This window comes from Lewinella cohaerens DSM 23179 (assembly GCF_000379805.1).
GTDB lineage: Bacteria > Bacteroidota > Bacteroidia > Chitinophagales > Saprospiraceae > Lewinella > Lewinella cohaerens.
The window spans coordinates 131,865-147,190 of the sequence record NZ_KB903543.1 but is presented as its reverse complement, the minus strand read 5'-3'; the positions used below and the strand labels follow the sequence as shown (position 1 = coordinate 147,190).

11 protein-coding genes are annotated in these 15,326 nt (G+C 48.0%); all 11 read left to right on the top strand.

The window, feature by feature from the left end:
* Positions 1-15 precede the first annotated feature (15 nt).
* The 11 genes from A3EU_RS0112600 to A3EU_RS0112550 all read left to right on the top strand — a co-directional run bounded on the left by A3EU_RS0112600 (position 16) and on the right by A3EU_RS0112550 (position 15,318).
* Positions 16-2,454, top strand: a complete 2,439-nt coding sequence (locus A3EU_RS0112600; protein ID WP_020536532.1) for a glycoside hydrolase family 2 protein — start codon at positions 16-18, stop codon at positions 2,452-2,454.
* A 22-nt stretch (positions 2,455-2,476) separates the two neighbouring features.
* Entirely contained in the window at positions 2,477-3,445 is a 969-nt protein-coding gene (locus tag A3EU_RS0112595) for a DUF4861 family protein (RefSeq protein WP_020536531.1), read from the top strand.
* The gene (locus A3EU_RS0112590; protein ID WP_020536530.1) at positions 3,445-4,713 is read left to right on the top strand and encodes an alginate lyase family protein; all 1,269 of its coding nucleotides are present in this window, start codon (positions 3,445-3,447) and stop codon (positions 4,711-4,713) included. The genes A3EU_RS0112595 and A3EU_RS0112590 overlap by 1 nt, the downstream gene beginning before the upstream one ends.
* Positions 4,703-5,893, top strand: coding sequence for an alginate lyase family protein (locus A3EU_RS0112585; RefSeq protein WP_020536529.1), 1,191 nt, complete (start codon positions 4,703-4,705; stop codon positions 5,891-5,893). Before A3EU_RS0112590 ends, A3EU_RS0112585 begins: the two co-directional genes overlap by 11 nt.
* 163 nt (positions 5,894-6,056) lie before the next feature.
* Positions 6,057-8,555, top strand: coding sequence for a T9SS type A sorting domain-containing protein (locus A3EU_RS32765; protein ID WP_052331303.1), 2,499 nt, complete (start codon positions 6,057-6,059; stop codon positions 8,553-8,555).
* A gap of 374 nt (positions 8,556-8,929) precedes the next feature.
* The gene (locus A3EU_RS0112575; RefSeq protein ID WP_020536527.1) at positions 8,930-9,727 is read left to right on the top strand and encodes an SDR family oxidoreductase; all 798 of its coding nucleotides are present in this window, start codon (positions 8,930-8,932) and stop codon (positions 9,725-9,727) included.
* Between the two features lie 21 nt (positions 9,728-9,748).
* Positions 9,749-10,927 (top strand): mannonate dehydratase, encoded by a 1,179-nt coding sequence (gene uxuA, locus A3EU_RS0112570; RefSeq protein WP_020536526.1) that lies wholly within the window; start codon positions 9,749-9,751, stop codon positions 10,925-10,927.
* A 10-nt stretch (positions 10,928-10,937) separates the two neighbouring features.
* Positions 10,938-12,335: a glucuronate isomerase gene (uxaC, locus tag A3EU_RS0112565; protein ID WP_020536525.1), complete on the top strand. Its 1,398-nt coding sequence runs from the start codon at positions 10,938-10,940 to the stop codon at positions 12,333-12,335.
* Between the two features lie 11 nt (positions 12,336-12,346).
* Positions 12,347-13,321 (top strand): TRAP transporter substrate-binding protein, encoded by a 975-nt coding sequence (locus A3EU_RS0112560; RefSeq protein ID WP_020536524.1) that lies wholly within the window; start codon positions 12,347-12,349, stop codon positions 13,319-13,321.
* A 67-nt stretch (positions 13,322-13,388) separates the two neighbouring features.
* Entirely contained in the window at positions 13,389-13,883 is a 495-nt protein-coding gene (locus A3EU_RS0112555) for a TRAP transporter small permease (protein ID WP_020536523.1), read from the top strand.
* Positions 13,884-14,013: 130 nt separating this feature from the next.
* The gene (locus A3EU_RS0112550) at positions 14,014-15,318 is read left to right on the top strand and encodes a TRAP transporter large permease (protein WP_020536522.1); all 1,305 of its coding nucleotides are present in this window, start codon (positions 14,014-14,016) and stop codon (positions 15,316-15,318) included.
* The last annotated feature ends 8 nt before the right edge of the window (positions 15,319-15,326 follow it).

Below are 15,326 nucleotides of genomic sequence, written 5' to 3'. Positions count from 1 at the left end.
AAAGAAAACTAACCAATGAAAAAGAAGGTATCCCTGTTCTTTGGCCTGGTAGGGCTTTTCTACATGCTGTCTAGCAGCAATGTTGGGGCTTTTCTGCAACCTTTGCAGGAGCGAATCACCGAAAATATCAATGAAGGTTGGAGTTATCTGCCCGATAATTTAGGTGATGTAGCAGCTTTGGCTGATAGAACGGATTGGCAAACCATCAACTTGCCGCATAGCTGGAACCAGTGGGATGCGCTGGACTTTGAGCCAGGGTACCGCCGGGATGCTGGTTGGTACCAAAAGGAAATTTTCCTCAGTGACTATGATCAGGCAGAATACCTGCTTTATTTTGAAGGGGCCAATATCAGCACTGAGGTTTACGTCAATGGCGCATTGGCGGGCACCCACGTCGGTGGGTACGTTGGATTTGAGGTAAACATCACACCCCATGTTCGTCGGGGGCAAAAGAATACCATCAGCATCCGGGTAGACAATAGTTATAACCCCAATGTTATCCCTTCGCAGAAGGCTGATTTCTTTATCTACGGCGGTATTACCCGTGATCTGTGGTTGAAAATCGTACCGAAAATACGGCTGCAAGGTATCCAGGTCAGTACCCCAAGTGTGAGTCGCGACAAGGCAGAAACAACGCTACAGGTGAACCTGCCCGAGGGCATCGTGCTAACTGAAGATTACGAGGTAAGCGCAAAAATCATCGCCATTGATAAGCAGGTAGTCGCCGAAAAGACCTTTGCGGGTACAAGCCTCAATGACAAGCAAGCATTGGTGATGCCGGTAGTGAATCAACCACAACTTTGGTCACCGGATCACCCAAACCTTTATCAGGTGGCGGTTCAATTGTTGAGAGATGGCCGTGTTTTAGACGAAAAAACAACAACCATAGGCTATCGTTGGTACCACTTTGAGGAATATGGTGCTTTTTACCTGAATGGAGAAAGACTGCTCTTGCGCGGCACCCATCGGCATGAAGAACACGCTGGTTATGGTGCTGCGATGACTAACGAACAACACCGCAAGGACATGGCACAGATCAAGGAAATGGGTGCCAATTTTGTCCGCCTCGGGCATTATCCTCAGGATCCGGAAATCTATCGGGCTTGTAATGAACTGGGCCTTATTGTTTGGGATGAATTACCCTGGTGTCGCGGAGGCATGGGGGAAGACGAATGGCAAGCCAACACAGAACGATTGCTCCAGGAACAGATTCAGCAAAATTACAATCACCCCAGCATTATCTTTTGGTCGCTTGGTAACGAAATCTACTGGTTACCAGACTTCGAAAATGGAGATGATGAAAAGCGACTCAATGCTTACGTAACCAAGCTCAATACCCTTGCCCACAAGGCAGATCCGTATCGCCTGACATCCTTGCGGAAATACTACGCAGGTGCTGATCTGGTAGACGTTTTTTCTCCCTCTATCTGGTCGGGCTGGTACGCTGGTGTTTATACCAATTACAAAAACACCTTGACCCAAAATCAGAAAAAATACGCCCAGTTTCTCCACATGGAGTACGGCGGATCAAGTCATGTAGGGCGCCATACCGAGAATCCCATCACCGGAGAAGGTGCACTGAGCGATGACGATTGGGCAGAAGTAGCCAATCAAGTCAATGTTGAGAACATCGCCAAAAAGGGAGACTGGACGGAAAACTACATCGTTGATCTTTTCGATTACTACCTCAGTGTGACCGAAACTCAGCCTGATTTTGCGGGGAATGCCCAGTGGGCTTTCAAAGATTTTGGCACCCCGTTGCGACCCCAAAATGCCATCCCATATCTTAATCAAAAAGGCTTGGTAGACCGTGATGGAAATCCCAAAGATGCTTACTACGTGTACAAAAGCTATTGGGGTAAAACTCCTTTTGTATACATAGAATCACACACCTGGACCTATCGTCGTGGCCCAGAAGGCAAAGTTCGAAATATCTCCGTTTATAGTAATTGTGAAGCGGCAGAGTTAATCCATAATGGCCAAAAACTAGGGCGTAAAAGCCGCGTACTGGGGCAACTCCCCGCTGGTGGTCTGAACTGGGATGTGAATTTCAAGGCCGGTGAAAATACGCTCATCGCGATAGGTTTTGCTCCCGATGGCAGCAGCACTTCGGATACGCTAACTATTACCTATGATTTCCAACAAGCAGGCAAAGCCGATAATATCCAGTTGAGCAATAGAATGTTGGATAACGGGAATTACTTGGTGGAAGCAATTATGCTTGATAAAAACGGGGTACGGGTGCTAGACTATGAAGAAGAAATCTACTTCACCTGCGATGGCGCAGGCACGCTACTCCGGCATTACGGAACCCCCACCCGCAGCCAAGTATTACAAATGGCGAACGGACGAGCAGCCATCGAACTGACACCAGAGGAGTCTGGGCGAGCCATCATTGAAGCGCGGAACCAAGATTTTAAAGGCAGTTATTTAGTTATTGATTTTACTAAATAAAACGCCGTCAAAACGAAAGACTATGAAGAAGAATAGACTATTGTTATGGCTGTTGATAGCGGCCCAGTTTTCTTGCGCTTCTCCACCCACGGAGGAAGGGAAGCAGACCGAGGAAGCTGTGACCACCAAAAAGACCCAGGCCTTACTCCTTACCCAGGATTTTCCTTTTGATCCTGCGGATAAAGACAAAGTAACGGGGGATTACATTGCCCAAACGAAGGTTGTCGTCCCAGCGAACTTGGCCACCCAGAGCAAGTGGATCATGTTTGAGGGCCCGGTGTTGGAGAACGACCTCATAGCTTACCGCTACTATGCCGATAGTCGCCATCGTTTTGATATTTACGGTAAAACGGTACCTGATCTGGTGATGGATACCGTAAGTTGGCAATACCACGATATCATGAATTGGGGCTCGGACGTGCTCAAAGTGGGAGATGCTCTAGGCCTTGGCAGTCCGGCCATTTGGTACCAGGATTCTCTGTATACGCTCTCGGAATGTGTAGAGAAAACCATTGAGGTGATCGAGAATGGAGAGGAGCGTTCTGTTATTCGCACCACCTTCACCAGCTTGAAAATAGGGGAGGAGACTTTTGACCTCGTTCAGGATTGGAGCCTTGCCGCCGGGGAGCCCTGGTCGGAAATTCATCTCCGAGTCAGCAATGGCGCTTTGCCGCAAGGGATGTCCTTCGCTACCGGTATCGTCAAGCATTTGCCCGAGGTAAAGGAAGGGGTAAGCGATGGCTACGCCTATTTACTAAACTGGGGGGAGCAGTCTTTTCATCACGAAAATATGGGTATGGCCATTGTGGCCGAGCAAGCTTATCAGCCGGTTTCTATTGACAATAAGTTAAACCACCTTTATGTTTTTGAAAACGCTTCGAAAGAAGTTCGCTACCGTTTTTTAGCGGCTTGGGAGCGAGACAATAATGGGGTAACTGATGAGGTCGGTTTTCGCCAATTAGTGGAGCAATCCGCAAAAAGCGCAAAATAATGCCGAGAAAAAAAGATCAGTACAAAAATGAGTTGAGCACCTACCTGGCTTCGCCGGGCAGACAGTGGTGTCAGCTATTTGGAAAACTCAAAGCAGGCTCAACTAATTTTGAGTGGAATACAAACGTATTTGGTTTACTGTTACTAATGATTGTTTTGTGTTTGCCTAATTGTGCAAACGAAGAAAAAAACGCAGAGTTATCCATCAGTGATAAGGCAATTTTAGCGGAAGCAGATAAATACCTGCAAGAAAACCCCGTGACCATTACTGCTTTTACAGCAGAACGGAGCGCCGGTGGAGTAAATGATTATTTTTCGGAAGGCTCTTACTGGTGGCCTGATCCTGAAAACCCCGATGGACCGTATATCCGCAAAGACGGCCACCGTAATCCCAATAACTTCGGTGCTCACAAAAAGGCCCTCAAGCAAATGGTGGAATGGGTAACCTCCCTCACCGCCGCTTACCAAATCACAGGAGATGAAAAGTACGCACAGCAGGCCATTCGCCATTTGACAGCCTGGTTTGTTGACCCTGCCACTCTTATGAACCCCAATTTGCTGTACGGGCAAGCCATTCACGGCATAAGCACGGGCCGTGGCATTGGTATCATCGACACCCTGGGCTTGATTAATGTTTCCTTGAGCATCCGATTATTGGCAGCATCCGGAAAATTAGGAGGCGAGAACTACGCTGTTATCCAGCAATGGTTCAGCGACTATGGTGACTGGCTCACCACTCATCCTTATGGGATAGAAGAACGCGATAACAATAACAACCACAGCACTTGGTGGGGCGCGCAAGTAGCCGCCTATGCACTGGTGGCTCAGCGGGAAGACCTCTTCGTAATCAGTCGCGAACAATTCAAAAATCAACTTGACCTTCAGATGGCGGCGGATGGTAGTTTTCCGGATGAATTGGGACGTACCAAGCCGTTTCACTACACCAGCTATAACCTGCGGGGCTGGACAACATTTTGCCAACTTGCTTCTACGGCAGAAGAAAACCTGTGGACTTACGAAAGTAAAAGCGGCAACTTGAAAAAAGCATTGGAATTTGTCCTTCCTTATTTGGAAACACCTGCTAGTTGGCCCTATCTCACCCCTTTGGAAACCAGCCTCCATGTGAGCCGGAATGATTATCTGGTTTTTGCATATTGGTGTTCAGGGGAGGAGAAATACCTTGACTTTTGGCACCAACTGCCTCAAGGAGAAGACGATCATCACGCAAACTTGGTGTTGTGGCAAAATAAGATCTTGAATGAAGAATAGCTACCTCATCGTACTGTTCAGTGTATTGTTGTTGACAACTTGCAACGAAAAGTCAGCATCGGTCAAGAATACTTCTACCTCGGTAGCAGAGCTTGGTCTCGATTTTAATAAAGAACAAATTATCGCTACGGCGGACAGCTATCTTGCGCAAGCGCCGGTGCCTATCACCAGCGCTACTTGTGCCCGCAGCGCTGGTGGCATCCACGATTTTTATTCCGAGGGCGATTACTGGTGGCCAAACCCAGAAGACCCAGAAGGCCCTTACACCCGTCGTGATGGTAAGACCAATCCCGAAAATTTCACGGCCCACCGTCAAGCTATGCGCAACCTCAATCGTTGGGTAGCTGCGCTGGTAGCCGCCTACGAAGTTACGGGTGACGAAAAATATGCAGCTCATGCCCTCCGGCACCTGAATGCTTTTTTTCTCGCCCCGGCAACGCTGATGAACCCCAACCTGCTATACGCACAAGCTATCAAGGGCAGGGTCACTGGGCGCGGGATAGGCATCATCGATACCATCCATTTGATTGAGGTCACCAAAGCCATCGGAATTCTTGCTCAGCGTGGATATTTAAAAGGAGAATCGCTGACCGGACTGAAAGAATGGTTTGCCGCTTACGCTACCTGGATGAATACCCACCCTTACGGTCTTGATGAAAAAGACCACGGCAACAACCACAGCACTTGGTGGGCCGCTCAAATAGCAGCTTTCGCTCAACTGACGGGGCAGGAAGATTTGAGAGAAGTAGCCCGCCAGCAGTTCAAAAAACTCCTTGCAGCGCAGATGGCCCCAGACGGCAGTTTTCCTGAAGAAATGGAAAGAACCAAGCCTTACAATTATACCCTTTTCAACCTGGAGGGCTACGCTGTATTGTGTGAATTGGCCTCTACCCCCACAGAAAACTTGTGGACCTACGAAGGCCCAAACGGAAGTATTCGCAAAGCATGGGGCTTTATGTTGCCTTACATGAAAGACAAATCAACGTGGATCAAACCACCTGATGTGCAATATTTTGAGGAATTACCCATCCAGACGACGGGTTTATTACTTACGGCGAGAGCTTACGATGATGCCCAAATGCTGGAAACCTGGAAACAACTGGACCCCACACGCAAGTCGGAAGAGATCAATCGCAATTACCCGGTTAGAGAACCGACCCTGTGGGTAGCGGCGAAGTAAGAGCTTGTTTGGAAATTTCATTTGGTGAAAAACGAATATCTGCGGAACGAAACAGGAATAGACACTAAAGCTCCAAAGCACTAAAAACCGTAAAAAAGATTCGTGCAATTCTGTGTTTTAGTGTTTTTGTGGCTAATTGATTTACAAAGAGAAAATAGATATAATGATGAAAAAATACCTCCTTCTTAGTTTGCTCTGCTCCAGTAGTCTGTTGCTCCGGGCACAGGTGAACTGTTCTGCGACAGCAGCAACAGGAAGTGGCTATCCGGTCTTCCTGGCAGCAGGTCTTGATATAGAAACGCCAGATTGTGAACACACAACGTTCGGACCACACATCACACAAGGTTTCGACGAAAATTTGGAGCGTAACGTCTTTGTTTTTCATAGCCACATCGTGGAAGACAATGATCGCTGCCAGGTTTTCGATCGGGTACGTATGGAAGTAAAAGGCGGCCCGAACACCAGTGCGGAACTACAGCACAACTTGGGAGGGACCTCTTACTATCGGTGGAAATTCAGGGTTGACGAAAACTTTGTGGGCGCTTCTTCTTTCTGTCATATTTTTCAGAACAAAATCTTCGGCGGAGCAGATAGTGGGTTTCCTGTTATTACCCTTACACTTCGTGCGGATAAGCTGGAAGCGCGGCATAATGGGGGTGACACAGGAGCTGACCTTGGAGTGCTAGCCGAGGCCGACCTTGATCACTTCCGCGGGAAATGGGTGGAAGCCTATCTACGCCAAGAACACCGCGAAGATGGTGCCCTCTTTCTGACACTTAAAGACATGAATACGGGCATCACACTGCTCACTTACGAAAACAATAACATCGATCTGTGGCGGGATGGCGCAGAATACAGTCGCCCGAAATGGGGGATGTACCGCCTGAAAGGCAGCAGCCTGCAAGATGAAGAAATACGTTTTGCCGACTTTTGCGTCTCTGAAGTAGAGGAGGCGCTGTGCCCGGAAGAAGCGGTGTTGGTGCCTGATACGGAAGCTCCTACAGCTCCTGTTTTAACAGCCTCGAATGTTATGATCACGAGTGTCGACCTTAGTTGGTCTGCAGCTACAGATGAATATGGTGTCATTGCTTACGATATTCTTCAGGAGGGAATGGTTGTTGAGACGGTAACAGGATTAACAGCTACAATCAATGATCTGATAGGAGCTACCACATACACCTTTACTGTCCAGGCGCGCGACGAGGCGGGTAACGTTTCCGCCGCTAGCAATGCCGTCACAATCACCACGGATTTGACTACGGCTTTGCCTGATCTGGCCAGTGCGCCTAGCCCAGAAGATGGTGCTACGAGCGTGAGTAACGTTGCCAATTTGAGTTGGTTGGCTGGCGGAAATACCGATGATTTTGAACTTTATTTCGGTACGACTAACGCTCCCCCTTTGGTGAGCACCCAGAATACGACTACTTATATGCCTGATTTGGCACCTAACACGACCTATTATTGGAAAATCATAGCGCTCAACGAAAACGGAGCCACCGAGGGGCCATTATGGTCATTTACCACCGGCGAACTCAATAGTGATATGCCTTGGGAAGTGTACCGGGCCGATGCTCGGCCAGAAGTAGAGACCAACTTTTTTGCACTCAATGCTGCCCCTGCTGCTCCTCCTGTAGATGAAATAGTAGCCGATCCTAATGGGAGCGATAATCGCTATTTCGGCTTCCGCAGTAATTCCAGTGAGAACTTTCGCTGGCGCTACGAACTTGAAAGTACCGACACCGTCTATACCATTGTTGCCCGCCTCAAAGCAGTGAGTCCGGATGTAAATGGTATCTGCTATTTTGATATTCGCATTGGTGGCTGGCGCCAAAAAGTAAGAATCAATCAATCTACGATCAAGCTAGAAAAGTCGTCGCCGGTAGCGGAACAAGAGGTGCCTTTTAACTGGAACAATGAACTACACGTAATGCGCATGACCGTCAATGGCAGCCTAACGACCATCTATGTGGATGAAAATCCCGTCCCTCTGGTAAGTGGCGTAAGCAACGAGGAAAGCGCTATCAGTTTCTTCGAGTGGGGGAAGTCGGGCGGAGCAGATTATGGCGCTTACGTAGACTGGCTGGCTGTAGATAAAACAGGTGATTACGCTCCTGGTGAAGGCACACCTCTGCCCGAAGATTTGTTCTTGAGCAGCGATGCCACCTTGGCGACCTTGCTGGTAGATGGGACACTAGTAGCAGGATTTGCACCTTATCAATTAGAGTATACGGTAGACCTGGCCACAACGGAAGTGCCAACCCTAACTTATACGCCCCGCTCGGTATTTGCTACAACGACTGCTACAGACCCTATGACTGTGCCGAATACCCAAGCTACTGTGACCGTCACTGCCGAAGATGGGCTGACGGTAAAAACCTACACCGTCAATTATACGGGTGCCACTGGGGTGGAAACTCCTGCTACAGACCTTAAGGTGGAGGTGTTTCCTAACCCTGCACGGGAGCAGTTGCAGATCACTCTGCCAGGGACTCAGGAGGCCAAGGGTATTGTTTACAACCTGAATGGCCAGGTCGTGAAAGAAAATCTACTTTTACGATATGATACCTTAGTTGATGTTTCAACTTGGCCGAGAGGGGTCTATATCTTAAAGGTGTATACACCAGAGAATACCTCGTCGGAGATTAGATTTATTTTGGAATAATTTGAAGAACAGCACAAAAATAAATTGAGCCTTCGTTTTTAAAATAGTTGGCTAAGCGTTTCATTTTAAGCGTGACGTCTATTTGAAAAACTTCAGAGAAGGATCAATCTATTTTTTGCGCAATAAAAAACAGCACAAAAATAAATTGAGCCTTCGTTTTTAAAATAGTTGGCTAAGCGTTTCATTTTAAGCGTGACGTCTATTTGAAAAACTTCAGAGAAGGATCAATCTATTTTTTGCGCAATAAAAAACAGCACAAAAATAAATTGAGCCTTCGTTTTTAAAATAGTTGGCTAAGCGTTTCATTTTAAGCGTGACGGCTATTTGAAAAACTTCAGAGAAGGATCAATCTATTTTTTGCGCAATAAAAGGACATGAAAAACAAAGTAGCCGTCATCACCGGCGGGAATGGTACACTGGGTAGTGCTTTTGCAAAAGGTTTGGCAGAAGCCGGAGCCACCGTTTTTATATTGGGGCGGAATGCCGAAAAGTCTGCTGCTAGAGTAGCCGAATTTAAGGAAGTGGGTTTAATAATTCATGCAATTACCTGCGATGTGCTCAACGAAGACTCTGTGAATAAAGCCGCAGAGGAAGTTGTCGCTAAAGCAGGACACGTCGATATTCTGGTGAATGGCGCTGGTGGCAATCGCTCGGGAGCCACGATCATGCCGGAGCAGACCATTTTCGATATGCCAATTGATGAGTTTCGCAAGGTCAATGACCTCAATCTGGCCGGTACGGTGCTGCCTTCGGTGGTTTTTGCCCGACTGATGGCAGAACGAGAGCAGGGCTGTATTATCAACATCTCTTCGATGGCTGCTCAGTTACCTCTAACAAGAGTGGTTGGGTATTCGGCATCAAAGGCGGCAGTGGATAATTTTACGCGCTGGCTGGCCGTAGAGTTAGCCGTGAAATACGGTGGTGGTATCCGGGTCAACGCTATAGCACCTGGCTTTTTTATCGCCGAGCAAAACCGCAGTTTACTGCTGAAAGAAGACAATACCCTCACGGATCGTGGGAATACGATCATCAGTCAAACTCCCATGCGCCGCTTTGGCGAACCTGACGAATTGATCAGCACTTTGCTGTGGTTGTGTGATGATCGTTCGGCTTTCGTTACCGGAATTGTAGTGCCAGTAGATGGTGGATTTAGTGCATTTAGCGGAGTGTAACAAAAGTAAAACACTAGATTAATGAAGCATTTAGAACAAACCTGGCGTTGGTACGGCCCCAATGACCCCGTAAGCTTGGCGGACATCCGGCAAGCCGGAGCTACGGGTATCGTTACGGCTCTGCACCATATTCCGAGTGGTGAGGTTTGGCCGGTGGCAGAGATTCAGAAAAGACAACAAGAAATTGCCGACAATGGCCTGCGCTGGTCCGTGGTAGAGAGTATTCCGGTGCATGAAGATATCAAGCGCACAACCGGCGATTACCAGCGATATATCACCAATTACCAGCAAAGCATTCGCAATCTGGCGACTTGTGGTATTCATATCGTAACCTACAACTTTATGCCTGTGCTCGACTGGTCACGCACCGAGCTATACCATCTTATGCCGGATGGTTCTACGGGGCTTTATTTTGAAAAGGCCGCTTTTGCCGCTTTTGATTTATTCCTCCTGAAACGGGCCGGAGCGCAGGCGGATTATACCCATGAAGAACAGCAAAAAGCGGCCGATGCCTTCGCTGAAATGGACGAGGCTGCTCGCCAAAAACTGATAAAAAACATCATCGCGGGCTTACCCGGCGGTACAACAGAGGGCGTGCTTGATCTCGAAAAATTCAGAGCAATCCTGGCGACCTACGAAGGTATTGATGCGGATCAACTGCGAGAGAACCTGATCCATTTTTTACAACAAATCACTCCCGTAGCGGAAGAGGTTGGTGTAAAGTTGGCTATTCATCCAGATGATCCACCGTTCCCTCTTTTGGGCTTACCCAGAGTAGTGAGTACAGCAAAAGACGTACAGAAGCTCATGCAGGCTGTTGTTTCCCCCTGCAATGGCCTGTGCTTCTGTACGGGTTCTTTCGGAGTTCGTTCCGATAATGATTTACCTCAAATGGTAGCTCAATTTGGCGAGCGTATTCATTTTATCCATCTGCGGGCTACCAAGCGCGATGCCGAGGGGAACTTCTTTGAGGCCAATCACCTCGAAGGTGATGTGGATATGTATGCCGTAATGAAAAATCTGCTCCGGGCGGCGCACCAGCAAGGTGTAAACATCCCCATGCGCCCCGATCATGGCCATCAGATGCTTGATGATCTACGCAAACAAACGAATCCCGGCTACTCAGGTATCGGTCGCTTACGTGGTCTGGCGGAACTACGCGGTTTAGAAATGGGCATTTTAAGATCAGCGGAAAATTAAACTAATTTACATGAAAACATTTTTGGACGAGAATTTCCTCCTCGAAAGCCCTACCGCCGAACGCCTCTACCACGAGTATGCACGGGAACAACCTATTATTGATTACCACAATCATTTGTCGCCACAAGAGATTGCGGAAGACAAGCATTTTTCGACCATTACCGAAGTATGGCTCAAAGGCGATCATTACAAATGGCGCGCCATGCGGGCCAACGGTATCCCGGAGACCTTCATCACCGGCGCGGCAGATGATCGCAAGAAATTTGTGAAATGGGCAGAGACTGTGCCTTATACCTTACGCAACCCGCTGTACCATTGGACGCACCTGGAATTGCAGCGGTATTTTGGGATCAATGATTTACTTAGCGCAACTACAGCTGAAGCTATTTACGAGCGGACTAATATAGCGTTAGCTTCTCCGGGATTTACGACGAACGGCCTTTTGACTCAAATGAAAGTAGAAGTTGTTTGTACTACTGATCACCCTACGGATGATTTGGCATATCACCGCTTGCACGCGGAAGCTGGACGAAGTTTGAAGATGTTGCCCACTTTCAGACCCGATAAGTTTTTGGTGATTGATGGCGCTGATTTTCTTCCCTTTTTGGGCAAGTTGGAAACCATCATTGGCACGTCTATAAATACGTTTGATCAACTATTGGCAGCGCTGGAAAACCGGATCGACTACTTTGCTGCACACGGTTGCCAATTGGCAGACCATGGTTTAGGACAACTTTATCCTGTCGATTTTGGAACAGTCAAGCTGGATGATATTCTGGCTAAAGCCAAGAACAAAAGTCCATTGAATTCCGAAGAAGTAGCTGCCTTTCAAATGGCTGCGCTTCACGAACTCGGAAAAATGTATCACCAGCGAAACTGGACGATGCAATTGCACCTGGGGGCACTACGTGATAACAATCAGCGCTTGCTGAAAAGCATCGGTGCGGACGTTGGCTGCGATAGCATTGGCGACTTTGATCAGGCTCGAGGGCTGGCGGCTTTCCTCAATCGGCTGGACAGGGAAGACAAATTGGCCAAGACTATCCTCTACAACCTCAATCCTCGTGACAATGAAGTATTCGCTACGATGGCAGGTAATTACAACGATGGTACCCTGCCGGGAAAAATTCAATGGGGTTCGGCCTGGTGGTTTCTCGACCAGAAGGATGGTATGGAGAAGCAGCTCAATGCACTGTCGCAGCTGGGTTTGCTCAGCCGATTTATTGGTATGCTCACGGATAGTAGGAGCTTTTTGTCTTTCCCTCGGCACGAATATTTTCGGCGCATTCTGTGCAACCTCTTGGGCGACGATGTTCAACGAGGAATGCTACCCAATGACCTGCCTTGGCTGGGCGGGGTCGTAGAAGATATTTGTTATCGCAACGCTAAGCAATTCTTTGATTTTTAAAAATAAAGAATATGAAACATTGCTTTTACCTGTTGGCTTTTGGACTCCTGCTCACGGCAGGTTCCTGTGAAAAATTGGGTAGTGCCAAGGTGGTTTACCTGGCGCACACCCTGCCCATTACGCATCCTGTACACCAGGGGATGGAAGTTTTTGCGGCTAGCGTAGAGGAGCAATCGGGCGGAGCTCTGACAGTAAAGATTTTCCCCGACGGCCAGCTGGGTACCGAACGTGAAGTACTGGAACTACTCCAGATTGGAAGCATTGCGATGACCAAAGTGAGTGCAGCGGCCATGGCCAATTTCGCACCGGAGTACCAGGTGATGGGCGTTCCTTATCTCTTTCGTGACAAGGATCACTTTTTTTCGGTGTTGGAAGGGCCAACGGGTGAGGCTATCCTCGAAGCTGGCAGCGAATACCTGCTCAAGGGCTTGTGTTTTTACGATGCCGGTAGCCGTAGTTTTTACACCAAAAAGCAGCCTATCCGGACACCTGAGGATTTGAAAGGCCTAAAAATACGAGTGATGAGTCACCAGATGTCGGTAGATATGGTCAACGAAATGGGAGGCTCTGCTACGCCAATGGCTTACAGCGAACTGTACACTGCACTGCAGCAAGGCGTAGTAGATGGTGCTGAAAACAACCCTCCATCCTTTGTGACTTCGGGACATTATGAAGTGTGCAAATTTTACACCCTTGATGAGCACAGTTCCATCCCCGACGTACTGGTGATGGGTACCAAGTATTGGGACACGCTCAACGCCCAGGAGCAGGGATGGCTCAGGGCAGCCGCCAAAGTTTCGGCCACTGCACAAAAGCAGTTTTGGGAAGAAAATGTAGCCGAATGTATGGCCAAGTTGAAAGCTGAAAATGTAGAGATCATCCGTCCTGAAAAAAGCTTGTTTGCGAATAAGACACAAGCTGTTTTGGAGGAGTTTAGCAAAGACCCGCGCATGAAAAAGTTGGTGGCGGAAATTCAAGCGCAGTAGAGCAAGTCTAGTAAAAAGGAACAGCACGAAAATCGCAGGTTGTTTTCTGCGCAATACAACGAGAAAGATGAAAAAAATATATGACCGCATAAATGGGCTTATCGAAAAACTACTAGTAGTCATTTTCGCGCTGCTGGTCCTGGATGTGCTTTGGCAGGTGTTTGGCCGCTATGTCCTCAATCAATCGTTTTCCTTTACGGAAGAATTTGCCCGCTTTGCCCTCATCTGGCTGGCAGTTTTGGGAGCTGCCTACCTCAATGGTCGGCGAGAGCATCTGGCGATGGATTTTTTGCTCAATAAGCTTTCCGAAGAACGCCAGCAGGAACGACTACAGATTATTGAGTCTCTCATGCTGGTCTTTGCTTTGGTGGTGATGGTGGCTGGTGGCGGCAACTTGGTTTACACGACATTACGCCTAGGACAAACCTCGGCAGCAATGCACATTCCCTTGGGTTATGTGTACTCCATTGTGCCCGTCAGCGGCTTGCTGATTGTATTTTTTTCTATTTGCAATATTGCCCATTACCACAGGCAAAAAGTCAGCGTATTGCGCAAAAAATAAATTGAGCCTCCTTTTAGGTTTTCCAAATAGCTGACACGCTTGAAATGAATCGCTTCGCCAGCTTTTTGAAAAACGTCGGCTCAATTTATTTTGTGCTGTTTCTTACTCTAGTTAGCGCAAAAAATAAATTATGTCTATAGAACTTATAAGTATACTACTGCTTTTCCTGAGCTTCTTCTGGTTGCTGGGCTATGGGGTGCCAGTCGCCTATAGCATTGGTCTCTCCACCACGCTGACAATTTTGCTCAATATTGCCTTTGTGCCGGGTATTACAACGGTGGCCCAACGAATGACGACCGGTATTGATAGTTTCGCCCTGCTGGCAATTCCCTTTTTCGTCCTGGCGGGTGAATTGATGAACCAGGGGGGCGTCGCCAACCGACTGGTAAATTTCGCCAAATCGCTGATGGGGAGCCTTCCTGGTGGGCTGGCTTATGTCAATACGCTGGCGGCGATGTTGTTTGGTGCTATTTCGGGTTCCGCAGTAGCGGCGGCCTCTGCGATTGGTAGTGTAATGACAGACCGTATGGAGGAAGAAGGCTACCCGCGACCCTTCAGTGCGGCTCTCAATATTACGGCTTCGACCACAGGGTTGTTGATCCCTCCGAGCAATGTACTGATTGTGTATGCCCTCGCGAGTGGAGGAGCTGCGTCGGTAGCGGCACTGTTTATTGCGGGTTATATTCCCGGTATTTTGGTGGGACTGGCCTTGATGACCGTTGCTGCGGTGGTTGCTAAAAAACGCAAGTTCCCGAAAGGAGAAAGGGTAAAGCTCAGTAAAGTCTGGCACGATTTCCGACGGGCATTTTTCAGCCTGCTAATGCTGGTGGTCATTGTAGGGGGGATTGTGCAAGGTGTTTTTACAGCTACGGAAGCTGCCGCAGTAGCCGTGTTTTATGCGCTTGTTTTAGGGTTTAGTTACAAGACGATTCGCTTTGCTGATTTGTCGGGTATCCTGCTTAATAGTGCCAAAACGACGGCTATTGTTATGTTCCTGATTTGTACATCGATGGCCATGTCGTGGTTATTCTCTTTTGAGAGTATTCCTCAATTGATGACAGGCTTTTTGTTGGATACGGTCAGTAGCCCAATCCTGATTTTTTTACTGATCAACTTGACCTTGTTGATCGTAGGGACTTTTATGGATATGACACCAGCAGTGCTGATTTTTACGCCCATTTTCCTTCCTGTTGTAACCCAATTGGGGATGGACCCTGTACACTTCGGTATCATTATGGTCCTGAATCTTTGTATTGGTTTATGTACGCCACCTGTGGGGACAATTCTATTTGTCGGAGCGGGTGTTGCCAAGATATCGGTGTCGAAAGTGATCAAGCCGCTGATGCCCTTTTTGTTAGCTATGATTTTGATGCTGATGGTCGTAACCTTTTTCGAGGGACTTTCCTTGTGGTTGCCGAGCCTCTTTAATTTATAACCTCAATA

Bases quoted from the DNA above. Each gene is read 5' to 3' on its own strand.
- A3EU_RS0112600 (WP_020536532.1), top strand. From the start codon at position 16: ATGAAAAAGAAGGTATCCCTGTTCTTTGGCCTGGTAGGGCTTTTCTAC.
- A3EU_RS0112595 (WP_020536531.1), top strand. From the start codon at position 2,477: ATGAAGAAGAATAGACTATTGTTATGGCTGTTGATAGCGGCCCAGTTT.
- A3EU_RS0112590 (WP_020536530.1), top strand. From the start codon at position 3,445: ATGCCGAGAAAAAAAGATCAGTACAAAAATGAGTTGAGCACCTACCTG.
- A3EU_RS0112585 (WP_020536529.1), top strand. From the start codon at position 4,703: ATGAAGAATAGCTACCTCATCGTACTGTTCAGTGTATTGTTGTTGACA.
- A3EU_RS32765 (WP_052331303.1), top strand. From the start codon at position 6,057: ATGATGAAAAAATACCTCCTTCTTAGTTTGCTCTGCTCCAGTAGTCTG.
- A3EU_RS0112575 (WP_020536527.1), top strand. From the start codon at position 8,930: ATGAAAAACAAAGTAGCCGTCATCACCGGCGGGAATGGTACACTGGGT.
- uxuA (WP_020536526.1), top strand. From the start codon at position 9,749: ATGAAGCATTTAGAACAAACCTGGCGTTGGTACGGCCCCAATGACCCC.
- uxaC (WP_020536525.1), top strand. From the start codon at position 10,938: ATGAAAACATTTTTGGACGAGAATTTCCTCCTCGAAAGCCCTACCGCC.
- A3EU_RS0112560 (WP_020536524.1), top strand. From the start codon at position 12,347: ATGAAACATTGCTTTTACCTGTTGGCTTTTGGACTCCTGCTCACGGCA.
- A3EU_RS0112555 (WP_020536523.1), top strand. From the start codon at position 13,389: ATGAAAAAAATATATGACCGCATAAATGGGCTTATCGAAAAACTACTA.
- A3EU_RS0112550 (WP_020536522.1), top strand. From the start codon at position 14,014: ATGTCTATAGAACTTATAAGTATACTACTGCTTTTCCTGAGCTTCTTC.